The organism is Agromyces sp. ISL-38 (assembly GCF_018613935.1).
Classification (GTDB): Bacteria; Actinomycetota; Actinomycetes; order Actinomycetales; family Microbacteriaceae; genus Agromyces.
Window position 1 is genome coordinate 515,562 of the sequence record NZ_JAGGPF010000001.1, and the last position, 24,318, is coordinate 539,879.

Annotated in this window: 26 protein-coding genes and 1 pseudogene; 13 read left to right on the forward strand and 14 right to left on the reverse strand. The window is 69.7% G+C overall.

The annotated features are described in order from the left end of the window. The first annotated feature begins 5 nt into the window (after window positions 1–5). The gene (locus J7E25_RS02470) at window positions 6–719 is read left to right on the forward strand and encodes an acetyltransferase (RefSeq protein WP_214867589.1); all 714 of its coding nucleotides are present in this window, start codon (window positions 6–8) and stop codon (window positions 717–719) included. Here the strand turns inward: J7E25_RS02470 and J7E25_RS02475 are convergent. From J7E25_RS02475 to J7E25_RS02490, 4 genes are read right to left on the reverse strand one after another with little or no spacing between them, the layout of a single operon-like run. Beyond that, complete coding sequence (locus J7E25_RS02475; protein WP_214867590.1) at window positions 650–1,030, reverse strand: DUF1304 domain-containing protein; 381 nt, start codon at window positions 1,028–1,030, stop codon at window positions 650–652. The two genes, J7E25_RS02470 and J7E25_RS02475, sit on opposite strands and share 70 nt — an antisense overlap. A gap of 60 nt (window positions 1,031–1,090) precedes the next feature. Further along, a complete protein-coding gene (locus tag J7E25_RS02480; RefSeq protein ID WP_214867592.1) occupies window positions 1,091–2,209 on the reverse strand; it encodes a winged helix DNA-binding domain-containing protein in 1,119 nt (372 codons plus the stop codon). A 2-nt stretch (window positions 2,210–2,211) separates the two neighbouring features. After that, window positions 2,212–3,045 carry an ABC transporter permease gene (locus tag J7E25_RS02485; protein WP_214867595.1) on the reverse strand — a complete coding sequence of 278 codons (834 nt, stop codon included), beginning with the start codon at window positions 3,043–3,045 and terminating at the stop codon, window positions 2,212–2,214. Continuing rightward, window positions 3,046–3,942: an ABC transporter ATP-binding protein gene (locus J7E25_RS02490; RefSeq protein WP_214867597.1), complete on the reverse strand. Its 897-nt coding sequence runs from the start codon at window positions 3,940–3,942 to the stop codon at window positions 3,046–3,048. Window positions 3,943–4,316: 374 nt separating this feature from the next. Between J7E25_RS02490 and J7E25_RS02495 the strand changes: the two genes are divergently transcribed. From J7E25_RS02495 to J7E25_RS17695, 3 genes and pseudogenes are all read left to right on the forward strand, one after another. Further along, on the forward strand, window positions 4,317–4,727 hold the full coding sequence (locus J7E25_RS02495; protein ID WP_251038704.1) for a DUF1761 domain-containing protein: 411 nt from the start codon (window positions 4,317–4,319) through the stop codon (window positions 4,725–4,727). A gap of 179 nt (window positions 4,728–4,906) precedes the next feature. Next, window positions 4,907–5,821: a hypothetical protein gene (locus J7E25_RS02500; RefSeq protein WP_214867599.1), complete on the forward strand. Its 915-nt coding sequence runs from the start codon at window positions 4,907–4,909 to the stop codon at window positions 5,819–5,821. 278 nt (window positions 5,822–6,099) lie between these two features. Then, window positions 6,100–6,171, forward strand: a pseudogene (locus J7E25_RS17695) (hypothetical protein); the annotation flags it as partial. A 90-nt stretch (window positions 6,172–6,261) separates the two neighbouring features. Here J7E25_RS17695 and J7E25_RS02510 read toward each other — a convergent pair. Together J7E25_RS02510 and J7E25_RS02515 are read right to left on the reverse strand one after the other, a co-directional pair. Beyond that, window positions 6,262–7,473 carry a cysteine desulfurase-like protein gene (locus J7E25_RS02510; RefSeq protein WP_214867601.1) on the reverse strand — a complete coding sequence of 404 codons (1,212 nt, stop codon included), beginning with the start codon at window positions 7,471–7,473 and terminating at the stop codon, window positions 6,262–6,264. 73 nt (window positions 7,474–7,546) lie between these two features. Then, window positions 7,547–7,942 carry a hypothetical protein gene (locus J7E25_RS02515; RefSeq protein WP_214867603.1) on the reverse strand — a complete coding sequence of 132 codons (396 nt, stop codon included), beginning with the start codon at window positions 7,940–7,942 and terminating at the stop codon, window positions 7,547–7,549. 228 nt (window positions 7,943–8,170) lie between these two features. Here J7E25_RS02515 and J7E25_RS17700 point away from each other — a divergent pair, with 228 nt between their 5' ends. The 4 genes from J7E25_RS17700 to J7E25_RS02535 all read left to right on the forward strand — a co-directional run bounded on the left by J7E25_RS17700 (window position 8,171) and on the right by J7E25_RS02535 (window position 12,391). Beyond that, window positions 8,171–9,820: a helix-turn-helix transcriptional regulator gene (locus J7E25_RS17700; RefSeq protein WP_251006812.1), complete on the forward strand. Its 1,650-nt coding sequence runs from the start codon at window positions 8,171–8,173 to the stop codon at window positions 9,818–9,820. A 41-nt stretch (window positions 9,821–9,861) separates the two neighbouring features. Next, a complete protein-coding gene (locus J7E25_RS02525; protein ID WP_214867605.1) occupies window positions 9,862–10,803 on the forward strand; it encodes an LssY C-terminal domain-containing protein in 942 nt (313 codons plus the stop codon). Beyond that, the gene (locus tag J7E25_RS02530) at window positions 10,800–11,324 is read left to right on the forward strand and encodes a hypothetical protein (RefSeq protein WP_214867607.1); all 525 of its coding nucleotides are present in this window, start codon (window positions 10,800–10,802) and stop codon (window positions 11,322–11,324) included. Before J7E25_RS02525 ends, J7E25_RS02530 begins: the two co-directional genes overlap by 4 nt. Window positions 11,325–11,515: 191 nt before the next feature. After that, the gene (locus J7E25_RS02535) at window positions 11,516–12,391 is read left to right on the forward strand and encodes an LLM class flavin-dependent oxidoreductase (protein WP_214867609.1); all 876 of its coding nucleotides are present in this window, start codon (window positions 11,516–11,518) and stop codon (window positions 12,389–12,391) included. A 96-nt stretch (window positions 12,392–12,487) separates the two neighbouring features. Here J7E25_RS02535 and J7E25_RS02540 read toward each other — a convergent pair whose 3' ends face one another. The 6 genes from J7E25_RS02540 to J7E25_RS02565 all read right to left on the reverse strand — a co-directional run bounded on the left by J7E25_RS02540 (window position 12,488) and on the right by J7E25_RS02565 (window position 18,280). After that, the gene (locus tag J7E25_RS02540) at window positions 12,488–13,372 is read right to left on the reverse strand and encodes a dihydrodipicolinate synthase family protein (RefSeq protein WP_214867611.1); all 885 of its coding nucleotides are present in this window, start codon (window positions 13,370–13,372) and stop codon (window positions 12,488–12,490) included. Then, window positions 13,369–14,970 (reverse strand): tripartite tricarboxylate transporter permease, encoded by a 1,602-nt coding sequence (locus tag J7E25_RS02545; RefSeq protein ID WP_214867613.1) that lies wholly within the window; start codon window positions 14,968–14,970, stop codon window positions 13,369–13,371. Before J7E25_RS02545 ends, J7E25_RS02540 begins: the two co-directional genes overlap by 4 nt. Further along, window positions 14,967–15,494: a tripartite tricarboxylate transporter TctB family protein gene (locus J7E25_RS02550; RefSeq protein ID WP_214867615.1), complete on the reverse strand. Its 528-nt coding sequence runs from the start codon at window positions 15,492–15,494 to the stop codon at window positions 14,967–14,969. Before J7E25_RS02550 ends, J7E25_RS02545 begins: the two co-directional genes overlap by 4 nt. 55 nt (window positions 15,495–15,549) lie before the next feature. Beyond that, on the reverse strand, window positions 15,550–16,521 hold the full coding sequence (locus J7E25_RS02555; protein ID WP_214867617.1) for a tripartite tricarboxylate transporter substrate binding protein: 972 nt from the start codon (window positions 16,519–16,521) through the stop codon (window positions 15,550–15,552). Between the two features lie 109 nt (window positions 16,522–16,630). Continuing rightward, entirely contained in the window at window positions 16,631–17,293 is a 663-nt protein-coding gene (locus tag J7E25_RS02560; RefSeq protein ID WP_214867619.1) for a GntR family transcriptional regulator, read from the reverse strand. A gap of 87 nt (window positions 17,294–17,380) precedes the next feature. After that, a complete protein-coding gene (locus J7E25_RS02565) occupies window positions 17,381–18,280 on the reverse strand; it encodes a rhodanese-related sulfurtransferase (RefSeq protein ID WP_214867621.1) in 900 nt (299 codons plus the stop codon). Window positions 18,281–18,325: 45 nt separating this feature from the next. On the opposite strand from J7E25_RS02565, the gene J7E25_RS02570 reads away from it, so the two are divergent. Then, window positions 18,326–18,826 (forward strand): YbhB/YbcL family Raf kinase inhibitor-like protein, encoded by a 501-nt coding sequence (locus J7E25_RS02570; protein WP_308164322.1) that lies wholly within the window; start codon window positions 18,326–18,328, stop codon window positions 18,824–18,826. Between the two features lie 87 nt (window positions 18,827–18,913). Here J7E25_RS02570 and J7E25_RS02575 read toward each other — a convergent pair whose 3' ends face one another. Then, window positions 18,914–19,552: a LysE family translocator gene (locus tag J7E25_RS02575; RefSeq protein ID WP_214867623.1), complete on the reverse strand. Its 639-nt coding sequence runs from the start codon at window positions 19,550–19,552 to the stop codon at window positions 18,914–18,916. A gap of 79 nt (window positions 19,553–19,631) precedes the next feature. Here J7E25_RS02575 and J7E25_RS02580 point away from each other — a divergent pair, with 79 nt between their 5' ends. Continuing rightward, window positions 19,632–20,207: a MarR family winged helix-turn-helix transcriptional regulator gene (locus J7E25_RS02580; RefSeq protein ID WP_214867625.1), complete on the forward strand. Its 576-nt coding sequence runs from the start codon at window positions 19,632–19,634 to the stop codon at window positions 20,205–20,207. After that, entirely contained in the window at window positions 20,204–20,887 is a 684-nt protein-coding gene (locus J7E25_RS02585; RefSeq protein ID WP_214867627.1) for a GNAT family N-acetyltransferase, read from the forward strand. Before J7E25_RS02580 ends, J7E25_RS02585 begins: the two co-directional genes overlap by 4 nt. Before the next feature lie 13 nt (window positions 20,888–20,900). Here the strand turns inward: J7E25_RS02585 and J7E25_RS02590 are convergent, their stop codons facing one another. Continuing rightward, the gene (locus tag J7E25_RS02590; protein WP_214867630.1) at window positions 20,901–21,278 is read right to left on the reverse strand and encodes a glyoxalase/bleomycin resistance/extradiol dioxygenase family protein; all 378 of its coding nucleotides are present in this window, start codon (window positions 21,276–21,278) and stop codon (window positions 20,901–20,903) included. A gap of 57 nt (window positions 21,279–21,335) precedes the next feature. Between J7E25_RS02590 and J7E25_RS02595 the strand changes: the two genes are divergently transcribed. Together J7E25_RS02595 and J7E25_RS02600 are read left to right on the forward strand one after the other, a co-directional pair. Further along, window positions 21,336–22,466, forward strand: coding sequence for an enoyl-CoA hydratase/isomerase family protein (locus tag J7E25_RS02595; protein WP_214867632.1), 1,131 nt, complete (start codon window positions 21,336–21,338; stop codon window positions 22,464–22,466). 69 nt (window positions 22,467–22,535) lie between these two features. After that, the gene (locus tag J7E25_RS02600) at window positions 22,536–24,074 is read left to right on the forward strand and encodes an MmgE/PrpD family protein (protein WP_214867633.1); all 1,539 of its coding nucleotides are present in this window, start codon (window positions 22,536–22,538) and stop codon (window positions 24,072–24,074) included. Window positions 24,075–24,318: the final 244 nt, after the last annotated feature.

A 24,318-nucleotide genomic window follows, 5' to 3' on the forward strand; every position in this document is an offset into this window, starting at 1 on the left:
GACACATGGCGTCGCTCGTGCTCATCGGTGCGAGCGGGCTCGCGCGTGAGGCGCTCGCGATCGCTCGCGAGTCCGGCCTCCGCCCCATCGGCGTGCTCGACGACGCAGCCGACAGGCTGCCGCGAACACTCGACGGAGTGCTCGTGCTCGGCCCGATCCAGGAGGTCGTGCGGTTCCCCGAGTCGCGGCTGCTCGTCTGCATCCGCTCGGGGGCGACCCGCGCGCGCATCGTCGAGCGGCTCGCGACGCTCGGAGTGGGAGCCGATCGCTACGCGGTGCTCCTCGATCGGAGCGTGCGCAACCCGGGGCATTGCCCCGTCGGTCCCGGATCGGTGCTGTTCGCGGGCGTCGCGATCACCGTCGACGCCGTGGTCGGGCGCCACGTGGTGGCGATGCCGGGCGCGACGATCGCCCATGACTGCGTCATCGGCGACTTCGCGACCCTCGGCTCGGGCGTCTCGCTCGGCGGCGGCGCGCACATCGGCCGCGCCGCCAACCTGGGCTTGAACGTCTCCGTGCGGTTCGGCGCCGTCGTCGGGGCGGGCGCGACGATCGGCATGGGATCAGCCGTGCTCGACGACGTGCCACCGGACGAGACCTGGGCGGGTGTGCCGGCCGCACCCGTCGGAGACTTCGGCGGCCGCTCGGCTCAGGCGAAGAGGAACAGCACGAAGCCGATGAGCGGCAGCGTGCCCTGGATGAGCGCGGGCTTCAGGTAGCCGCGCCCAGTCGTGACGAGCACCGCAGCGGCGAGCACCATGCAGCCCGTCGTGAAGAGTACGAGCGCCTTCCCGACGGAGTCGGCTCCCGTCCAGAACAGGATGAGGCCGAGGGCCGCGCCGAGCCCGAGGAACAGGTTGTAGAAGCCCTGGTTGTAGGCCATCGGCTTCGTCACGTCGGCGTTCGCCTGGTCGGCGACGCCGAACCGCTTCCACGTCGCGGGCTTCGCCCACAGCACGCTCTCGAGCAGGAAGATGTAGCCGTGCAGGAGCGCGGCGAGGGCGACGATGATGCTCGCGATGACGGCCATGCAGTGATCGTATGGGGTCGCTCTCGTCGTCGCGCGCAGGCGGGCCGTCGGCGGTCGCGCTCAGCGCTCGAGCAGCTCGGTCTCGACGGTGACGGGCATGCCGAGGAATCGTTCGAGCTCGGCGACGGATGCCGCGAGCGACCGTTGCTCGGCAGGCGAGAACGCGCGCCACGGCACGACCCGCACCCTCGCGCGCTTCGCCTCGACGACCGGCGCCCACCGGCCGCACATGACCCCGCCGATCATCAGCGCGTGCATGGGGAACTCCGCGGTCTGCGGCGTCGACCGTTCGGGCGATTGCAGGTAGGCCCGGGGCGCCGCGTACCCCATGATGTACTCGTCGTACGCCTGCAGCAGGTCGACGAGGTCGGTGCCGTCGTCGGTGGGCGCAGCATCCGACAGCGTCGAGACATCGAGCCAGTGCGCCGTGCCCTCGACGTCGACCGTCGCGATGCGCCCGTCGCTCCGGTCGACGGCGTCGGCGAACGCCTGCCGCGTGTCGCCGAGGGTGAAGCCCGACCAGGCCGCGAAGTCGCGTTCGTTCGCCGGCCCACGTGAGCCGATGAAGCGATCGGCGAGCTCGGCGAGCGCCTCGTCGCGCGGCTTCGGCGCCGATGCCGGCACGCGCTCGTCGAACGCCGCGTAGGTGCGCTGCTTGGCGGCGTTGGCACCGCTGATCGCCACGCGTTCGAGCTCGGCGAGCATGAGCAGATAGCCGAAGGCGAGGCCGGCCATCGGCGATCCGGCCTCGTCGAGCGCGGCCGTCAGTTGCGCCCGGGTGCGATGACCGCCCTCGAGTGCGCGGGCCACGACATCCAGGCCGCGAGCGGCGACTTCACCTTCGAGACCGACACGGCGGTAGTACGTCGCGTTCACCCGGTGCACCCGTTCGGCCGAGAGCTCGAGCAGCCACCGGGCATCCGCGGGGCTCACGAAATGCCACGTGGGGCGCAGCACGTGCGTGCGCAGGATCTCGGCGCGGTCGATCGAGGCGGCGACGGATGCCGCGTCGGGGCGGCGCTCGGAAGGCACCCGCACCGCGAGGCCCCACTGGGCCGGCACGAACTCCTGCGACTGCACGGCGACGAAGCGCTCGACGACCTCGGGCGCCGAGGCGGAGGCCGGCTCGCGCAAGCCCTGCACGCGGAGCCGCAGCTGGCGTATCGTCGCGAGGTCCACGCCTACGACACGTCCCCACGCCAGGTGGTCGCACCGCCGATGAATGTCGCGACCAGGGCGATGCCGAGCAGCACGAGCCCGCCCTGCCACCACTCGAGCGTCGCCGCGGTGCCGAGCGAGGCGATGTTGTAGAACGACGCACCGACCAGGGCGTCGCTCGCGGCTCCCGGCAGGAACTTGCCGATGTTCGCGGTGACCTCGTTGAGCGATGCGGTGAACCGCAGGATCGGCTCGACGAACTGGGTGAACGCGATGACGATCACGATCGCCGCGACCTGGTTGGGCACGAGCGCGCCGAGCCCGACGCCGATTGCTCCCCAGAGAGCCATCGCGAGCACGCCGCGTCCGATGAGCGCCCAGGTGTCGGGGTCGTCGAGGCCGGTGTCGAGGCCGAAGCCGGCGAGGGCCGCGGCCCCGGTGCCGACCGAGACGGCGAAGGCGATCACCCCGAGCCCCGCACCCATCGCGAACTGCGAGAGGAACTTCGCGGTGAGCACGGTCGTGCGGTGCGGCTCGGCGAGGAAGGTGGGTGTGAGGGTCTTGTGCCGGAACTCGCCCGTGACGGCGAGTGCGCCGAGGAGCACCGGGAAGACGTAGCCGATCGATGTCGCGAAGCTGTAGACGAGCGGGGCGAGGTCGAGCCCCGGCGCAATGGGCGTGCCGCCGCCGCCGGCCGCAGCCGCGGCATCCGGATTCGCACTCGCCCAGCCGAGGAAGGCGCCGAAGCCCCCCGACATCAGGGCGACATAGCCCGCGAGCAGGAGGGCGAGCAGCCACCACATGCGCGTGGTGAAGACCTTCTGGAACTCCGAGCCGATCGCGCGGATGAACGACATCTACTCCTCACCCCCGCCGACGAGCGAGAGGAACGACTCTTCGAGCCCCGATTTCAGTCGGTGCAGGGTGTTCAGCTCGACGCCGCCGAGGAACGCCGCGTGGCCCACTCGGCCCGGGTCGGGCTCGTTGACGATGAAGCCGTTGCGGCCCTCGGTGTACTCGAGGCCGGCTTCGTCGAGCGCGGCGGAGAGTGCCTCCCGGTCGGGGGAGTCGGCGATCGTGCGCGGCGCGGAGTCGAGTTCGAGGCTCACGAGCGTGCCGCTCTTCACGAGCCGGCCCTTCGAGATGATGACGACCTCGTCGACGCTCTGCTGCACCTCGCTCAGGAGGTGCGAGCTCACGAGCACCGTGCGGCCCTCATGGGCGAGGCTCTGCAGGAATCCGCGGATCCACTTGATGCCCTCGGGGTCGAGGCCGTTGATCGGCTCGTCGAGTACGAACACGCCCGGATCGCCGAGCAGCGTGTACGCGAGAGCGAGTCGCTGGCGCATGCCGAGCGAGTAGCCGCCGACCCGCCGGTCGGCGAACTCCGTCATGCCCACTTGCTCGAGCACCACGGGCACTCGTGCTTTCGAGAGGCCGGTCGCGGTCGCGTAGACCTTGAGGTGGTCGCGAGCCGTTCGCCCCGGGTGGAAGTTCGCGTCGAGCGCGGCGCCCACCGTCTCGAGTGGCCGTGGCAGTGAGGCATAGGGCGTGCCGCCGAACGTCGCGGTACCGGCGTTCGGATGCACGAGCCCGAGCAGCACGCGCAGCGTCGTGGTCTTGCCGGCGCCGTTCGGGCCGAGGAATCCGGTGACCCTGCCGGGCTGCACCGTGAACGTCAGGTCGTCGACCGCGACCACGTGGCCGAAGTGCTTGCTGAGGCCGGTGATCTCGATGGGGATGCCGCTCTCCATGCGCTCTCCTCCTGTCGGGGGCGAGCATGGCCGCGCTGGGTCGCACCCCCGCACGACCCGACGGCCGGAACCGCCATACGGCTCACACTAGCGACCGCGGCCCGCTCGGGGCATCCCTCGCGTGGGGGATTCGCGCATGAGCTCAGTTGAGCGGACCGCGGAATGCGCGGCTCAATTGAGCAGGCGGATGCCGCGGGGCAGCACGCCCCGGGCGTAGAGCTCGGTTGCGAGGTCCTGGGGGGCTCCGAGCGTTTCGCGCGGAGGGGATTTTGAAACTACCGCTGAACCTGCGACAAGGTTTTATCAAGTAAACCGACAACAACGCCAGCGGTTGCTGAGCGCCCGTTGTTCAGACCTTCAAGGGGAGTTGCTACATGATCGAGATCAACTGGTTCGGCGTCGTACTCGCAATCGTGGCAGGCATGGCCGTGGCGGGCGTTTGGTACAGCAAGATCGGCTTCGGGCTCGTTTGGTGGAAGCTGACGGGCATAACTTCCGAACAGTCCAAGAGGGCCACTGTGAGGAACATGGTCCAGCTATTCATCGCGAACAGCGTGACGGCGGTTGGGTTGGCAGTCGGTATCGCGATCACGTCAATGGCTACCGATCAAGATTCCGTGTGGTTGGCAGTGCTGGTCGGTCTCGTAGCGTGGGCCACGCTTTCGGCAACCACACTTCTTCAGCACAATGCCTTCGAGCTGAAGCCTCCGATGCTGACTGTGGTCAACAGCAGCTACCAGCTAGTCCTGTTTCTCGCTATGTCACTGGTGATCGGACTGCTGTAATGCTCTGCTCTGTCGTGGCGCCGAAAAGACCAGGTCGTCGGTTGACAGCCGCGGACGGGTCGGCCGGATCCGACTCGATGACCACTGGCGCTCTGGACGCCGGACCGGCACGGGTCTAGCATCGGCCTCGTCCGCGGCCACCGCCCGGTGACGGGGACGTCGGGGAAAGGGCATCGACCATGAGCACTGAGGAACGCGATGCGGTGGAAGCCTTCATCGAGGAGACGGTCGGGCGCGCCGCCCCAAGCAGGGCCGAGGAAGCTGATGCAGCCCGCGAACGCGCCGAAGCGGCCCGGGAGGACGCAGAGTTCGCTCGCCAGGAACTGTTCGCTGCCATCGATCTCGAACGGCTCGACGCGCTTGCCGCCGACCGGGCGGATGCTCGACGAGTGCGGGCGCAGAATCGGCGTCGCAGGGCAGTCGACGCCTCCGAAGAGGTCGCGCGCCGGCTCGCCGAGCTGACCCCCGTACTGCCGATTCCGCCGGAGTCGATGAACGTGATCCTCGACCGGGTGACGTTCATCCGCTCGTTCGCCGACGCGGGCGTGGTCATCGACTCCAACATCGGATCCCTCGACAGTTGGGCACGCTATCGGCTGAGCGCCTCCGCCGACGCGATCACCGAGACCGGACTGGGCCGGTTGAGCTTCTTCGTGCTCTGGCACAACCCGCGAACCGAGGCGGTCGTCGTGAACGTCGGTCCGCGTGTGGTGGTCAATGCCCACCTCTCGGTCGATGCGGACTGGAACGGCGTCGCGTCCTGGTTCATCGCCGGCTCCGAAGCCCGGGCGACGGTGCGGGCTCGCACGACGGTCTGGGCGATGTGGGACGCGACGGTCCACGCGATCGTGCATGACCGCATCCTCGCGAGCGCCGGTGCGACCGGAGGGTTCTTCGGCGGCGACGACAGCGCGTCGATCGCGTTCAACGAGTTCCTCCCGGGCGCGGGATTCACCGTCCCGGCGCAGGCATCGATCCTGATCGAAGTGGAGATCCTGACCGAGCACGTCACGACGAGCGGATCCATCGAGCTCGACGCCGAGAGCGGCGCATTCCGCGTCGAGGTACCGCACCTCATCCTCACACTGACGTGAGCCGCCCCGCTCGCCTGCGGCATCCGTTGCCCCGTGTTACGGCCATCGGAGCACCACGACGGATACCCCGAGGGCCAAAATCTTCCCGTGACCCGCCAGTATCCTTCTAAACCCTCGTGAATCAGCGGTCAGATCCCGTCGCTGACGCCCGGTGTTCAAAACCCGGCACAAGTGATGTTTCGACAACGTGCCGCACTGGACCACCTCAACGCCGGCGACACACTCCTGGTGTGGCGGCCGATCGGTTAGGCCGATCTTTGCCGCATTTGGTTGACGTCGTGCGCGAGCTCGGGGATCGGCACGTGGCGTTCCGGTCGCTCATCGAAGCGATCGACACCACGACGCCGGGCGGGCGGCTTTTGTTCCACGTCGCGGCCGCGTTCGCGGAGTTCGCGCCGGCGATGCACTCGCCGATCGCGCGACGAACGGTCTCGGCGGGATCAGCCGAGCGCGTCGGCGAGGCCCTCCAGCAGCCGATCGACGTCGTCGGCATCGGTGTAGGGCGCGAGCCCCATGCGCAAGCCACCCGCGTCGCCGAGCCCGAGATGCCGCGAAGCCTCGAGCGCGTAGAAGTTGCTGCTCGGTGCGAGCACCTGCCGCGAGGCGAGCGCCGTCGTGAGCTCGGATGCCGCGTGGCCGTCGAACGTCGCGAGGAGCGTCGGCGTGCGGCGTGCCGCCCGCGACCAGGTCGTGGCGCCCGGCAGCGTCGCGATGCCCGCCTCGAGCCGTTCGAGGAGCGCGGACTCGTGCTCGCGCAGCGCCCCGTACGACGCGGCGAGCCGGTCGCGGCGGGAGCTCGCGGCATCCGTCGTCTCTGGGTCGAGGGAGGCGAGCACGTCGACGGCCGCCGTGACGCCCGCGAGCAGTTCGTAGGGGAGGGTGCCGAACTCGAATCGCTCGGGCACGACGTTGGTGGCCGGCAGCAGCTTGTCGGGCGAGATCGTGTCGAGCAGCTCGGGCCGGGCGACGAGCACTCCGCAGTGCGGGCCGAGGAACTTGTAGGGCGAGCACGTGAAGAAGTCGGCGCCGAGCGCGGCGACGTCGGGAAGCTCATGTGCCGAGTAGTGCACGCCGTCGACGAAGAGCAGTGCCTCTGCGTCGTGCACCGCGGCCGCGATCGCAGGGATGTCGGGCATCGTGCCGATGAGGTTCGAGGCCGCCGTCACCGCGACCAGGCGAGTGCGATCGGAGAGCGCCGCCGTCACGGCATCCGTCGACAGCTCGCCCGTCGCGGGGTCGAAGTCGACCCAGCGCACCCTCGCCCCGGCGCGCTCGGCCGCGTGCACCCACGGCCGGATGTTCGCGTCGTGGTCGAGCCGCGTGACCACGACCTCGTCGCCGGGCCCCCACTCGCGCGAGAGGTGCCGGGAGAAGTCGTAGGTGAGCTGGGTGGCGCTGCGTCCGTGCACGATGCCGCGCGGGTGGCCGTTCACGAGGTCGGCCATCGCGAGCCGGAACCCGTGCACCGCCGCCTCGGCGCGCTCCTCGGACTCGCCGATCGTGCCGCGGTTCGAGAGCGGACCGGTGAGCACGGATGCCACGGCGTCGCCCACCGCTCGCGGCGTCTGCGTGCCGCCCGGCCCGTCGAAGTGCGCCCAGCCGCTCTCGAGTGAGGGGAACTCCGAACGGATGCGCGACACGTCGTAGGCCATGCGGACGAGCCTAGAACAGGCGCGGGTTGCGTCGGAGGTTTCGGCGTCGGCGGCGGGCGCACGTCGGGCGGGTTCACAGGCGCGGGAGCCGTTCGAAGCCCGCGAACGCCTGCCTCACGGTGAGGGCGTCACCGTCGGTGCGCCCCATCTCGCGTACCATCTCGAGCACCGGGCCTCGAGCGACCCCGTACACCTGGAACCGGCTCTGCGGCTCGAGGAGATCGCTGTACGCCCGCGCGACATGCTCGGTGATGACCGACATGTGGTGGGCCATGGACTCGGCGTCGGGGTGGATCTGCACCACGATGACCTCGTTGGCCGGAACGTCGGCATAGCCGTGGAACGAGAGCAGCCTGGGCTCGTTGGGCTCGACGACGGTCGCGCAGAAGTCGCTGAAGTACTCCTGGAACTCCTCGAGCTTTCCCTCACGAACACGGTGCGTTCCGATGAAGATGAACGGCTCGGACATGATGGCCTCCTTTTCGGGATGTGCCCCGCGTGTTCGGGGCGATGCGCTCATCGTGCGCCGCGGCGCGTGCATGCGACATCCGCAGAACGCGCCATTCAAGACAAGGGGGATGGGTACTCCGCGCCGGGTGAGTGGAGTTGGTCGGGCGGGCACAAGGGGCGCAAGGGCGGGCCCTCTACGAGCGCCGGTGCGGCCCTGGTGGGATGATCGAATTCGGGAGGGAACTCCATGGAGGACGTCGCTGCCCTCGTGATCCATGCCCGAGACCTGCATCGGCAGTCTCGGTGGGCGGAGGCCTGCGACGAATTCCTGCGTGCCGATCACCTCGAGCCGTTGGGTGTCGACGACCTCGAGCTGCTCGCCGAGAGCGCCCAGATCCTCGGACGCGGCGATGACGCGGTTCGCGCCCTCGAGCGGGTATATCAAGCGCGCGTCGGGGCCGGCGAGCTCGACGCCGCGGTGACCGCTGGGTTCTGGCTGTGGCAGGCCTCGGTGCTCGACGGCGAGTTCGCGCGTGCCGGCGGCTGGGCGGCCAGGGTGCGACAGATGGTGGCGGAGCATCCGGATGCTGAAGACCAGGGATGGTTGCTCATCACACAGGCCTACGGCCAGGTGGCGGCAGGCGAGTACGAGGATGCAGTCGGGCTCGCGCGGCGCGCCGCGGAGCTCGGAGCACGGCAGGGAGTCGTCGACCTCTTCGCATTCGCCACGACGATCTGCGGCCGAGCCCTGCTCAAGGCGGGCCGGCTCGAAGAGGGATTGGGCCGGATGGACGAGGGCATGCTGTCGGTCACCGAGGGGGCCACCTCACCGCGCGTGACGAGCATGCTGTACTGCTCCGCGATCGCGACGTGCCACGAGGCACTCGAGCTGGGCCGGGTCAGGGAATGGGGCCGGTCCCTCGACGGATGGCTCAACACCCTGCCCCCGCTTCACGGCGCGTACTTCGGCAACTGCCGTATCTACCGCTCCCTGCTCCTGCGGCTGCAGGGCTCGTGGCAAGCGGCCGTCGAGGAGCTCGCCGACGTGTGCATCGACCTCGCGGAGGGCTACGGCCGCCGCGTGGTCGGCCACGCGTACTACCACCTCGGCGAGATGCATCGGCTGCTCGGAGACGCTGCCGAGGCCGAGGACGCCTACCGCCGCGCGAGCGAGTACGGGGAGCCGATCCAGCCAGGCCTGGCGCTGCTGCGGCTCGCCCAGGGTGAGGTCGGCACCGCCGTCACGGGGATGCGGCGTGCGCTCGCCGAGGCCCAGAGCGATCTCGACCGATGCCGGCTCCTCCCTGACCTCGTGACAGCATTGCTGGCGGCCGGAGAGGTCGACGAGGCCAAGCGCGCACTCGATGAACTCGTCATGGTCGCCGACCGCTTTCCCACCGCGGCGATGCGTGCAGAGCTGGCGTCCGCCAGGGCAGCCGTCGCCTTGGCCGAAGGACACGCCGCCGACGCGCTGCCCCTGCTGCGAGCCGCGGCCACGACCTGGCGCGAGATCGATGCGCCCTACGAGACCGCGACGGTGTCGGTGCTCATCGCGGCCGCCTGCCGCGACCTCGCGGACGAGGAGGCCGCGGTGTTCGAACTGCGCTCGGCTGCCGAGGTATTCGCCCGTCTCGGGGCGCTCCCCGACCTGCGCCGCGTCGAACACCTGCTTGCGCCGGGCGACGGGGCGCACGGGCTGAGCGCACGCGAGATGGAAGTGCTCCGCCTCGTGGCGAACGGGAAGACGAACCACGCGATCGCGGCCGAGCTGTTCCTGAGCGAACGCACCGTGGACCGCCATGTCAGCAACATCTTCGACAAGCTCGGCGTCCGCTCGCGCACCGCAGCGGCGACCTACGCCATCGAGCATCACCTCTTCGTCACGGGCATCCTCTGACATCGCGGCCGTGTGAGGCACCCTGGCGATAGCATGCACACATGGGCGAGCCGGGCGCCGACGCATCCGAGCCGCCGCAACCGCGGCGATTCTCGATCAACGCCGCCCTCGACGGATTCTTCTTCGTCTACGCCGGCATCGCGGCCGTCTGGCTCGCATGGCTCGTGCTCAGCGAGACTCTCTCATTCGGCTGGTTCGGCATCGCGTTCTTCGTCGTGTTCTGGCTCGTGCTCGCCTACCTTGTGCTGCCGCGCCTGCACCGCATCCTCACGGCGATCTACGTGCCCGACTACTTCATCGGCCGGGCTCGCACGAGCGACGGCCTGCTCGGCGACCCGGTGAACCTCGCGCTCGACGGCGACGAGGCATCCGTGCACGCCGCGATGCTCACCGCCGCCTGGACCCGCGCCGACGATGTGACCGCCGCGTCGAGCTGGCGCATCATCACGTCCACGATCACGCGCCGCAGCTACGACGAGGCGCCGGTGAGCCCGCTCTTCCTCTTCGGCCGCCAGCAGGACTTCGCCTACCAGCAGGAGGTGGAGGGCAACCCGGCGAGGCGCCACCACGTGCGCTTCTGGCGCACGCCCGACGGCTGGCTCCTGCCGGGTGGCCGCCGGGTGGACTGGCTCGCGGCCGGCACGTTCGACCGTGCCGTCGGGTTCTCGCTCTTCACGCTGCAGGTCACGCACAAGATCGACGCCGACATCGACGTGGAGCGCGACCACATCGTGAGCACCGTGCTGGGCGCGAACCCCGACGCGCGCGTCGTGATCCTGCGCGACTTCTCCACCGGCTACCACTCGCGCAACGGCGGCGGCGACTCCGTGCGCACCGACGGCGACCTGCCGGTGCTCGACCTGAGCGACGTGCGCGAGGTGGGCGAGGTGCGCGACGCTGCGATCGAGGAGTCGGATGAGTCGTATGAGTCGGATGCCGCTCCTGAACGCGTTCGGGTGATCCCGGGGGTGAAGACGGCATGAACGTCGAGAAGCGCTCCGCCTTCGAGCCGCCCGCCGTGCTCGTGGAGCGCGAGACGCCGCCGCCCCAGATGCGACGGCCGATCGCCACGTCGTTCGGCGCGGTGCTCGTGGTGCTTCGCGTGCTCGCGGGCGTGGTGTGGCTCGTCGCGCTTGCCGTGCAATGGGACCACGTGCTCACCGAAGACCTCGACATCGAACTCGAGCCGGGCACCGATCTGGCCGCGGCATCCGACGTCATCCTCGCCGTGGTGCTCGTCGTCGGCGCGATCATCCTCCTGGCGGAGCTCGCCCTGGCCCTGCTCGTGTATCGCGGCAGCAACTGGGCCCGCATCACCGTGATGGTGTTCGCGACGCTCAGCATCTCCGGCGCGGCGATCGACTACTTCAGCGGAGACGCCGAGATCACGCTGCGCACGACGCTGATCACCCTCTCGCTCGACATCCTCGTGCTGCTCGCGCTGTCGAGCCACAACGCGCGCGCCTACGCCCGCCGGCCCCGCTCCCGGCCGGTGGTTGAGTAGCCAGCGAAGCAGGCGTATCGAAACCAGTCACCCGGTGCTGCTTGAACAGGTTGATGCCGCACTCGACCGCGTGGCGCTGCTTGCCGAAGCGGGTGGGGTGGTCGTCCGCCGTTTGACCATCAATGGGCATTCTGTTCGAATGAGCACGGCAGTTGTGCAGCTGGGTGGGATCGACACGGAGGAGAAGATCGATGAGGGCGGGGATCACGATCCTTCCGGAGTACCGCTGGGCCGAGGCGAAGCCGCGGTGGCAGGCGGCGGAGGCGTACGGCTTCGCGCACGCGTGGACGTTCGACCACCTGGGCTGGGGGCCGCTGGTCGGCGGCCCGTGGCTCGGCTCGGTGCCGACGTTGAGCGCGGCGGCGCTGGCGACGTCGCGGATCGGGCTGGGCTTCATGGTGGCGTCGCCGAACTTCCGGCATCCGGTGTCGTTCGCGAGGGACGTCACGGCATTGGACGACCTGTCGGACGGCAGGTTGACGGTGGGCGTGGGTGCCGGCGGAGTGGATGGCTACGACGTGGACGTCTTCGGCGGCACCACGAAGGCCGCGAGCCCGTCGAGGCGTTACAAGGAGTTCGTGGAGTTGCTGGATGCGCTGCTGACCACAGACGGGGTCGACTACTCCGGCGAGTACTACACGGCCGTGGACGCCCGCAACGCCCCCGGCTGCGTCCAGCGTCCCCGCACCCCGTTCGTGCTGGCAGCGAACGGTCCGAAAGCGTTGGCGCTGACCGCCCGGCACGGCCAGGGCTGGATCACCATCGGCACCGTCCACGACAGCCTGGACGGCTGGTGGAAGTCGCTGGCCGAGCTGTCGGCCCGGTTCGACGAGGCCCTGGCTGCCGAGTCCCGCGACCCGGCCACGGTCCGCCGCTTCCTCCAGACCGACGCCGCGCCGGTCTTCAGCCTGTCGAGCGTCGAGGTCTACCGCGACTTCCTGGGCCGTGCCGCGGAACTGGGTTTCACCGACGTCCTGGCGCCGTGGCCGCGGCGCGAGGGTCCGTTCGCGGGTGACGAGGCGATCCTCGACACCGTGGCCACGGATGTCCTGCCGACCCTGTCCTGACCCCAGGAAGGACATTCGGGCTTTTGTAGGACGCTCGAGTCCGCAACTGTCCTACGAAACGCCGGATGTCCTCCGCCCAGGGAGGTGGTTCGCTGGCTACGAAACCACCGGTGTGCCGTAGGCGGCGATGACGCGCTCGATCTCGCCGACCGCGGCGGGCGTCGGCGCGGGGATCGACATGCGGCAGGTGCCGTCCGCGATGCCCATGAGGCGGTACGCCGTCTTCATCCGCGCCATGTCTCCGCCGATCACCGCGACGACGTCATCGACCGCGGCTTGAGCCGTGGCGAGAGCCTCGGCGTCGCCGGAGTCGGCGGCGGCGGCGAGTTCGCGGAACGGTCGAGGCAGCACCGAGGAGACACCCGAGATGACACCCTGCGCTCCGACCTCCCCGGCACGGGCGAGATCGCGGTCGGCGCCCGTGTAGAGGATGAAGTCGTCGGGTACGACGGCGCGATACGCGGCCAGGTCGTCGAGGCTCAGCTCGCTCACCTTGGCACCGACGACTGCGGGCAGCTCGGCAAGGCGGGCGAGCAGGGCCGGGCTGACGGCGTTGCCGCTGCGCGCCGGGTAGATGTAGACGTACAGCTGCGCATCGCCGACGGCATCCGAGACCCTGTGGAAGTAGTCGAAGATGGCGTCGTCGGAGGCGGGCAGGTAGTACGGCGTGAGCGCCGCGAACTCGGTGGCGCCGAGGCGCCGCGCGATCTCGACGCGCCGCACCGCTCCGTATGCGCTGGTGTGGCCCACGTGGATCACCGTGCGCATCGTGGGGGCGAGCTCCTCGATCGCCGCGGCGACCAGCGCCTCGAACTCGGCGTCGTCGATGGCGGGGAACTCGCCGGTCGTGCCGAGCACGAAGGCACCCTCGTTCCCCGAGCGGGCGACGTATCGGAAGATCGCTCTGCTGCCCTCCTCGTCGAGCGTGCCGTCCTCCCTGAACGACGTCGGGATGGCGGTCAGGATGTCACGTCGGGTCACTTCTCGGTCTCCTTGACGGGGTGGGGGTCGGCGTCGGGTTCGGCGTCGAGCTCCTCACGCGCATGCGCCACCTCGGCGATCTCGTCGTCGAGGATCGAGTCGGCGAGCGCGCCGCGCTTGCCGCGGGGCTTGCGCGCGTTGCGGATCGCGGGCATCACGATGGACAGCACTGCGAGCAGCAGGAGGATGATCGCGATGGGGCTGACGACCTCCAAGAACGGGCGAGTGGGCAGGATGGCCAGGGTGCGGGAGAGGTTCTCCTCGGCGAGCGGGCCGAGAAGCAGGCCCAGCACGATGGGACCCGGGGGCACCGACATCCGTTTGAGCAGAACTCCGATGACCCCGAACACGAGCATCGTGAGCACCGTCGAAAGGCTGTTCGAGGTCGCATACGTGCCGATGATGCAGAAGACCAGGATGCCGCTCCAGAGGTACGGCTGCGGCACGTCGAGCAGCTTGACCATCCCGCGCATGCGCACGAGGCTGAGCGCGAGCGAGAGCAGGGTCGCGATCACCATGATCCCGGTGATCGAGACGACCAGGTCGGGGCGGTTGACGAAGAGGTTCGGTCCGGGAGTGATGCCCCAGATGATCATCGATCCGATCATCACCGCCATCACGGAGTCACCGGGGATGCCGAGCGCCATCGTGGTCGTCAGGGAGCCGCCGAGCGTCGCGCTCGATGCGGTGTCGGACGCGGTGAGCCCCTCGATCGACCCCTTGCCGAACTCCTCCGGGTGCTTGGAGACCTTCCGGGCCCGCTCCCACCCGATCAGGCCGGCGATGTCGCCGCCGGCGGCTGGGATGAGTCCCACACCGATGCCGACACCTGTCCCAACGGCGAGAGCACGCCGGGTCTGCTTGAGCTCGGCCCGGTTCGGCCACCAACGACCGAGGCTCGAGATGGGTCGCACCTTCGACTGGTGATGCGTGAGGAGCTGGTCGAACAGCTCGGCGATGCCGAAGAGCCCGATGATGACGGCGATGAAGTTGAAGCCCTCGAGGAGTTCGAGGATCCCGAAGGTGAACCGCTGGTCGGCGGTCGCAGCGTAAGTGCCGACCGTTCCGAGCATCAGGCCGATCACACCCGCGAGGATCCCCTTGAGCATCGACTTCGATGAGATGCCGATCATCACTGCGATGCCGAAGACGACGAGCGCGAACAGCTCTGGCGACTTGAAGTAGTCGCGAGCGAAGCTGGCGACGGGCACGGCGGCCGCGGCGAACAGGACGATGGATGCGAGGATGCCGACCGCCGAGACGAGTGCGGAGATCGTGAGGGCGAGCCCTGCACGCCCCTGCTTGGCCATCGGATAGCCGTCGAGCGTGGTCGCGATGGAAGCGGGCGTGCCTGGGGTGTTCACCAGGATCGACGGCACACGGTCGCCGAAGTTCGCGGCGACGTAGATCGTGAGCAGCACCGCGAGACCCTGCACGGGCTCGAGTGTCATCGTGAAGCCGGCCGCCAGGGCGATCGCCATGGTCGCGGTGATGCCGGGAAAGGCCCCGACGAGGAAGCCGAGCAGGAGCCCGACGAGCATGTAGAGCAGGACTGACACATCGAGCAGTGCGCCGAGTCCATCGGCGAAGGCGTTCACAGGGGGATCCTCAGGAGCATGCCGAACAGGACGTAGATGAACCCGGTCACGGCGACGGGATACGCGATCAGGCCGATCCAGTTGCGCAGTCCGTAGACGAGCAGCAGGAGGAACATGTAGATCGCAGTGGCGAAGGGGAACAGCTCGATGCGATAGCCGAGGGCGACGATCGAGGAGACGGACCAGATGGCCACGTAGCCCAGGGTGACCGCGCAGGTCACGGCGACACGCAGGGAGCCCCCTCGCTGGATGCGTTCGAGGTCATCGCGGTTGGCCGGTGGCCGGACGAGCGCGATCACGAGCAGGGCGACCGACGCGCCGACGCCGATCGTGCCGAGCACGAGCGGCCAGAAGCGCGCGTCGAGCTGCCCGGGAGGGGCTTCGCGGCGCAGCTCGATCTGAGTGCTGAGCGTGAAGTAGGCCACGCACATCGCGAGCGCGATGACCGCGAACGTCACCTCGAGGGCGCGGGACGGCCTTGGCGGAGCGTCGGTATCGATGGGCGCGGGAACGACGGTGGTCATGTCTCTCCTCCTCCGGGCGTCCGGCCGGGCGTGTGGCCCGGCCGGATGCATCCGATCAGCCGAGCAGGTCCTTGAAGAGGTCGAACTGCTCCTCGACGAAGGTGGTGAACTCGGCGGAGTCCCGGTAGACCACGAGGTTGCCCGCGCTCTTCTGGAACTTCTGGTAACCGTCGCTCTCCACGGCCTCCGCGATCGCCGACTCGAGGATGTCGTGGACGTCGTCGGGAAGGCCGGCGGGGGCGTAGATGCCGCCCCAGCCTCCGAACACGACCTCTTCGCCGATCGCCTCGTCGGCAGTGGGCACGTCTTCGAGGTTCGGGTGGCGCTCGTCGTTCAGGACGGCGAGGATGCGCACGGCGCCCTCCTGCGCGAGTGCTTCGCCGAGGCCGGACACGGCCGCGACGGTCTCGCCGGATGCAGCTGCGGCCACCGCAGTGGCGCCGCCGTCATACGGTACGGGCGTGAACTCGACGCCCGCCTGCTCGCCGAGGCCGAGCGTGGCCGCCTCCCAGATCGACCCGGCGCCGGAGTTCGCGACCGTCACGGCACCGGACCCGGCCTGGTCGACGAGGTCTTCGAGCGACTGGATGTCGCTGTTCGCGCTGACCGAGACGACGCCCGGGGCGAGCATGATCTGGCCGAGCAGATCGAAGTTCTCGGGCAGGACATTGGCGCCCTGCGTCGTGTTGAGCATCGCGATCTCGGCGGGGCCGAATCCGATGGTGTACCCGTCGGCGGGCTGCTCGGCGACGTACTCCATCGCGAGGGCGCCCGCTGCGCCGGGCATGTTCTCGGGGATCACGCTGACGCCGAGGATGGATTCCAGCTCGGTGGCGAGCGCACGGGACGAGAGGTCGGATCCGCCACCGGGGTTGGCCTGGATGATGAGCCGGATGTCCTTCTCGGGGAAGGTCGACTCCGGCGACTCGGATTCCTCAGCCACCGGGGTGCAGGCGGCGAGGGAGACAGCGGTGAAGGCCAGGGCAGCGAGGCCCACAGCGGCTCGTGTGATGCGCGGACGGGGCATCGTTGCTCCTCTGGTGCATGGCCGACCCTGTTGTCGACCTCGACACCGTAGCACCGTCGACTGTTAACAGTCAACGGTTCCGGTTTTCACGCGAGTCGCCGCGGGTCACTCAACCGCGCGCTGCGAGCTCCAGGCTCATTCGCTCCTCAGCGCCGGCCAAGTGCTCCTCGAGCATTCGCGCCGCGGCGGCGATGTCTCCCGAGCGGATGACCTCGTAGAGCTTGCGATGGTCGTCGGCCGACTCGTGCAGGTCCTCGTCGTGGTTGATCGTCACCTCGAGCAGCGCCGCGAACGTCGGCATGTACTGCTGCCAGGCCGCTTGGAGGCGGGGGTGGTCGGCGAGGTCGTAGAGGTGCGCGTGGAACTCGAGGTCGGCCCGGGCGAACTCTGCCGGATCGCGGTCGTCTGCGGCACGACGCATCCGTTCGACGCAATCCTGCGACGGATGCCACGGGGCGTCCTCCTTCACACGGATGGCCCGGCGCAGTGCGAGCTGCTCGAGGGCCGAGCGCAGGCTGTAGAGCTGCTCGACGTCGTCGTCGGTGAGTCCCACGATGTACACGCCCCGGGGGCGCTGCACCCTGACGAGCTTCTCGAAGTTCAGTTGCGTGATCGCATCGCGCACGGGGCCGCGGCTCACGTTGAACTCCTCGGCAAGGGCTTCCTCTGTCAGGCGCTCGCCGGGCTTCAGCTCGCCACGCACGATGCGCTGGCGCAGGATGTCGGCCACCTGCGTGCCGAGCGACACCGGACGCTGCACCATTCCAGCCATGTTGGCCTCCCCGTTGACTGTCAACAGAGTACATTGCGGGGGTGGGGTGTGTGGGGGTAGGTGGTTTCGATACGCCTGCTTCGCGGGCTACGCAACCACCGCTGGGTGCTCGGAGCACGGGGCGGGGGCGCACGTCTCGCAGGCGACGAGCTGCGTGCGGCACGCGGCATCCGTGCAATCGAAGGTTCGACTCGCCGGTGACCCGCAGATCTCGCAGCGACCGATGATCGCCGCCTGATCGCTGAAGTCGACCGCGCCGCGCGCGTCGAAGACATAGAGCGAGCCGTCCCAGAGGCCGTCGTCGCCGTACGTCTCGCCGTAACGCGCGATGCCGCCGTCGAGTTGGTACACCTCGCCGAAGCCGCGATTCGTCATGAGGCTCGAGAGCACCTCGCACCGCACCCCGCCGGTGCAGTAGGTGACGACGGGCTTGCCCTTCAGCTCGTCGTACTTGCCCGAGTCGAGCTGGGCCACGAAGTCGCGCGTCGTGGCCACGTCGGGCACGACCGCACCGCGGAATCGCCCGATCGCCGCCTCGAGCGCATTGCGCCCGTCGAAGAAGACCACCTCGTCGCCGCGTTCGGCCACGAGCTCGTGCAGCGCCTCGGGCGTGAGCTTCCTGCCGCCGCCCACGACCCCGCTCTCGTCGACCTCGAGCTCGCCGGGTGCCCCGAAGCTCACGATCTCGTCGCGAACCTTCACGCTGAGCTTCGGGAAGTCCAGGCTGCCGCCAGCGTCATCGAGTCCGCTGCCGCTGCTCCACTTGAAGTCGATGTCCTTGAACGCGGGGTAGTCGCGGGTCTTGCGCACGTACCGCTTGAGCGCATCGAGCTCGCCGCCGAGCGTGCCGTTCAGGCCGTCCCTCGAGATGAGGATGCGGCCGCGCAGGCCGAGCGCGTCGGCGAGGTCACGCTGCCACAGCCGGATCGCGTCGGGATCGGCGAGCGGCGTGAAGACGTAGTAGAGGAGGATCTTGGCGACGGCCACCCGCAGATTTTACGGGCGCTCGCTGGGTGGCACCTGTCGCCCGGGGTGCCGGCGTCGCCGGATGAGGCAGATTCGCGCGGCACGCCGGCGCACAGCCGCCGACGCGCCGTCGAGTGGCCGGTTCTGCCTCATCCGCGGCCCAAACGAACTGCGCGGGCGCTCGCTGGGGGCTTCCCGGCAGCGACCCGAAGCTTCGCCGTCACGTGCTTCGATCCCGACGCCCCGAGCGTCTCGGGCTGGTGGCACTGGGCGGTCATGAACCTCTCGGCGACCCAGACGAGCCTGCCTGCAGATGCCGGCGCCGCGGGCGGCGAGAATCTTCCCGAGGGCGCCCTCATGCTGGCGAACGACGATCGCGAGCGCGGCTATTCGGGGCCGACGCCGACGCCGGGAACGGGCGTGCACCGCTACTTCTTCGTCGTGCACGCGTTGGACGTGCCGCAAGTGGACGTGTCGACGGATGCCGCGCTCGCCGCCCTCGGCTTGCAGCTGTTCTTCCACGGGCTCGGTCGAGGCATCCTCGTGGGCACGGCCTCTGCCGACTGAGCCTCGCCCCCGTCGGTGCCATCCGTCGGCGCTTCGCAGACGCCAACCGCCGGCGCCGACCGTCGGCGCCAATCGCCGGCGCCCCCGTCAGTGCTTGCTGCCGCTGAGCGCGAGCACGCCGCCGAGCCCGATCATCATGACGCCGCCGGTCGCGGCGAGGTGCGAGGCGCGCTTCGGCGAGCGGGCGAACCAGGTGCGGGCCCCGCTCGCGGCGAGTGCCCAGACGGAGTCGCAGAGGAGCGCGAGCACGACGAACACCACGCCGAGTTCGAACATCTGCAGGGGGATCGATCCGCCGCTGAAGTCGACGAACTGCGGCAGCACGGCGACGAAGAACGCGATGGTCTTGGGGTTCGTGACGCCGACGATGAAGCCCTCGCCGAGCTGGCGCCAGTGCGAGCGCGACGGAAGCTCGCCGTTCACGCCGGCTGCGGCATCCGCTCGATGACGGATCGCCTGGATGCCGAGGTAGACGAGGTAGAGGGCGCCGACGAACTTGATGATCGTGAAGATCACGACGGACTGGGCGACGACCACGCCGACACCGAGCGCCACCGCGGCGATGAGCGGCAGCATGCCGATCGCATTGCCGAGCACGCTGAGCAGGCCGCCCAGCCGCCCGAGGGCGAGGGAGCGGCCGATCACGAACAGCACGCTCGGGCCGGGGATGAGAATGAGCACGACCGACGCGAGGGCGAATGCCCAGAGGTTCTCGACGGGGACCATGCAGCGATGCTACCCCTGCGGCGCTTGCCAGTTCATAACGTGCTATATATCCTGTTATGGAACTGGAACGGAGGGAATCATGGTCGAAGACGTTGTCGAGGGCCTCGGTCATCTCGCGCTCGGTTCCCGGCTGAAGCGGCTCGGTGAACGGATGCAGGCCGAGACCACGCGCTTCATCGAAGCGAGCGGGCTCTCGCTGCCGGCGAGCCAGTTCCCGCTGCTCGCGGCGCTCGACCGCCCCGGCGGGCTCACGATCGGCGAACTCGCCGAAGCCGTTGGCGTGAGCCAGCCAGGCGTCACCCGCAGCGTCACACGCCTCGCCGAGCTCGGGCTCATCACCGTGCAGCACGGGTCGAGCGACCGGCGCCGCCGCTCGGTGCTGCTCACCCCAGGGGGCGAACGCGTGGTCGAGCTGGCGCGCCGATCGGTGTGGCCGCACGTCGACCGTGCCGTGGCCGAGCTCTGCGCCGATCTCGGCGGGCCGCTCCTCGGGCAGTTGGGCGAGATCGAGGCGCGACTCGACCTCGTGCCGCTCGACCGGCGGGCCGCCGAGGGGCGGGATGCGGGCGAGGAGGGCACGGATGCCGCGGTGCGCACGGACGCCGCAGGGCGCACGGATGCCGCGGTGCGCGACGCGGCGGGGGTGGCACGATGACGCGGCATCCGCTCGACCGCCCGGTGTGGAGCGCCCTCACGACGCGCCAGCGCGCCCTCGCCGTCGGCGACGACCTCGCACGGCGCTTCGATCCCGAGATCGGGCCGTTCGCGGCCGTCGCCGCCGACGAACCCGAGCACCTCGCTCGCCTCGGGGAGCTCGTCACCGCTCACGGTCCGGTCGTGCTGCTGCAACGTGACGCGATTCCGGTGCCGCCCGGCACCACCACACGGCACGCGGCCCGCGGCCTGCAGCTCGTGCTCGACCGGTTGCGCGCCGTGCCCGCGACATCCGACCTCGTGCCGCTCACCGCGGCGGACTCCGCCGAGATGGTCGCGCTGGCCAGGCTCACCGAGCCCGGCCCGTTCGAGGTGCGCACGCCCGAGCTCGGCGGCTTCCTCGGCATCCGTATCGACGGACGCCTCGTGGCGATGGCGGGCGAGCGGATGAAGCCCGAGGGCTTCACCGAGGTGAGTGCCGTGTGCACGCATCCCGACCACCGGGGCCGCGGCTACGCCGGTATGCTGTCCGCCGCCGTGGCCGACCGCATCGTGGCGCGAGGCGAGACGCCGTTCCTGCACGTCTTCGCGACCAATCGGGCCGCCATCGGGCTCTATGAGCGGCTCGGCTTCGAACTGCGCACGCCCGTCGAGGTGCTCGCCCTCGACCCGGAAATCTGAAGAGACAGCCGGGTCACTCCTCGTCGGGCGGCGGCGAGATCGCTGCGCCGAGCCGCACGCGCGTGCCGAACGGATCGGTTACGAGCGACGTGCGCTCGCCCCACTCCTGGTCGACGGGCTCCTCGATCACCTCGGCGCCGCGGGCGGCGAGCTCGGCCGTGACGGCATCGACGTCGTCGACGTAGAACCACAGCAGGATGTTCGAGGGCGGCGTCACCGTCTCGGCGAACCCGATGCCGATCGAGGAGGAGCCGGCCTGCAGCGAGATGTAGGTCGGGGGACCCTCGGGCGGGAACCGGTAGACCACCATGGCGCCGAGCCCGTCGCGGTAGAAGCCGAGGGCGGCCTCCACGTCGGGCACTTCGAGAATCGGGAACGCGGATTCGATCATGACCCCTCCTCGAAGGGAGGCTACGCCGCGCGGCGGGATGCCGCTACGGTGTGACTCGTGAGCGACCATATCTCCGTGAGCGTCGCCGACGGTGTCGGCCACGTCACGCTCGACCGGCCCCAGGCGCTCAACGCCCTGAGCTACGAGATGATCCGCCGGCTCACCGACGTGTTCGACGAATGGCGCGACGACTCCCAGGTGGAGCTCGTCATGCTCGACGGCGCGGGCGAGCGCGGCTTCTCGGCCGGCGGCGACATCCGCGAGCTCTACGGCTTCGCGATCGATGGCCGGCAGGAAGACGCGCGCGCCTTCTTCCGCGCGGAGTACCGCCTCGATGCGATGATCGCCCGCTACCCGAAGCCGGTCGTCGCGATCATGGACGGCATCACGATGGGCGGCGGCATCGGCCTCGCCGGGCACGCCTCCATCCGCATCGTCACCGAGCGGTCGCGCGTGGCGATGCCCGAGACCCGCATCGGATTCACGCCCGACGTCGGCGGCTCGTGGCTGCTCGCCAGGGCGCCCGGCGAGCTCGGCGTGCACGTCGGCCTCAACTCCCGCACCATGGACGCTGCCGATGCCCTGCATGCGGGCTTCGCCGACGCGTTCGTGCCCTCCGAGCTGATCCCGCACCTGCTCCAGGCCCTCGTCGAGCGCGCCGACCCGGGCAGCCCATACGAGATCGTGATGCTCTTCGACGAGACTCCCGGTCCCTCCACGCTCGCCCTCTCGCGCGACTGGGTCGACGCCTGCTACTCCGCACCCACCGTCGCCGAGATCATCGAGCGGTTGCGCGCATTCTCCGAGGGGCGAGCGGATGCCGCGGGCCGCATCGGCGGCGTGCCCGCAGACGCCCTGCTGCGGCATCCGCTCGACCCCGCCGCCTCCGCGTACGCCGCCGCCGCCGCCGACGAGCTCGAGACGCTCTCGCCGACCGCGCTCACGCTGACGCTCGCGTCGGTGCGCCGCGCCCGAACCCTGCCGCGTCTCGAAGACGCGCTCGAGCAGGAGTTCCGGCTCGTGTCGTGGCTCATGGAGCAGCACGACCTGCGCGAGGGCATCCGAGCGCAGGTGATCGACAAGGATCGCTCGCCGAAGTGGCGTCCGGCGACCCTCGGCGAGGTCGACCAGGGGCTCGCGGCGCGCGTGCTCGAGGAGCAGGTGCACGAGCCGGTCTGGCCGAGCTGAGCCGCGCAAGCGCTGGGAGAAGGGCGTGCGCCGCGGCATCCGCCACCCCCACCCGCTAGCGTTGGACGGGTGAAGACCCACCATTTGCGCACACACCGGAGTGACGAGAACCTCGCTCGCGAGGGCCAGCTCGCCTGGCAGTTGGCCGGCGTCGCGATCGATCCAGTCGAGCTCGACGATGAGGTCGTCGACATGGTCGTCAACCGGGTCATCGACAATGCCGCAGTCGCCGCGGCCTCGCTCGGGCGCGGGCCGGTGGTCTCCGCTCGCAGCCAGGCGCTCGCCCATCCCGTCTCGATCGGCGGCGACGGGGCCACCGTCTTCGGCGCGGATGCCGCGCGCCGCACGTCACCCGAGTGGGCGGCGTGGGCCAACGGGGTCGCCGTCCGCGAGCTCGACTTCCACGACACGTTCCTCGCCGCCGAGTACTCGCACCCCGGCGACAACATCCCGCCGATCGTCGCCGTCGCCCAGCACCTCGCCGCGAGTCGCGGGCTCAGTGGCCGTGACATCGTGCGCGGCATCGCCACGGGCTACGAAGTGCAGATCGACCTCGCGAAGGCGATCTCGCTGCACCAGCACAAGATCGACCACGTCGCGCACCTCGGCCCGTCGGCGGCCGCGGGCATCGGCACGCTCCTCGGCCTCGACCAGGAGACGATCTTCCAGGCGATCGGCCAGGCGCTGCACACCACCACGGCGACCCGCCAGTCCCGCAAGGGCGAGATCTCCACGTGGAAGGCGCACGCCCCCGCGTTCGCCGGAAAGATGGCCGTCGAGGCCGTCGATCGCGCGATGCGCGGGCAGACGAGCCCCGTGCCGATCTACGAGGGCGAAGACGGCGTGATCGCCTGGCTCCTCGACGGGCCCGATTCCTCCTACGAGGTGTCGATGCCCGAGGAGGGCGAGGCCAAGCACGCGATCCTCGACTCGTACACGAAGGAGCACTCGGCCGAGTACCAGGCGCAAGCGTGGATCGACCTCGCCCGCAAGCTCCACGACGAGTACCCGCTCATCCTCGACGACCCCGACCGCATCGAGTCGATCGTTCTGCACACCTCGCACCACACGCACTTCGTGATCGGCTCCGGGGCGAACGACCCGCAGAAGTACGACCCCGACGCCTCGCGTGAGACGCTCGACCACTCGATTCCCTACATCTTCACGGTCGCCCTGCAAGACGGCGCGTGGAACCACGCCGACTCCTACTCGCCCGAGCGGGCCCATCGCGCCGACACGGTCGAGTTGTGGAAGAAGGTCACGACCGTCGAAGATCCCGAGTGGACCCGCCGCTACCACTCGCTCGACATGGCCGAGAAGGCGTTCGGCGGCCGCGTGGTCATCAAGCTCGCCGACGGCGGCGAGATCGTCGACGAGATCGCCGTTGCCGACGCCCACCCGTTGGGTGCCCGGCCGTTCGGCCGTGAGCAGTACCTGCAGAAGTTCCGCTCGCTCGCCGAGTGGGTGCTCGAGGAGGCCGAGATCGAGCGGTTCCTGGATGTCGCGCAGCGCCTGCCCGACCTCGGCCCCGACGAGCTCGGCGGCCTCACGATCACGGCGGCGCCGGGCGCGCTCGTCGGCATCGAGATTCCGCAGGGGCTGTTCTAGGCGCGGCGGCGGGCTCGCCCGTCGGGTGGTTTCGATACGCGGCCCGCTTCGCGCGGCGCTACTCAACCGCCGGAGCGTGGGGCCGCGGCATCCGCTGCCCTGCTCGGAGGCCACCTCCGAGGCGGAGGACATCCGGCGCTTCGTAGGACAGTTGCGGGCTCGATCGTCCTACGAAAGCCCGAATGTCCTACGAACGACGCATCGGGGGCGCTGCGGGCCCGCTCGGCGGGGCGATACGCGTCGC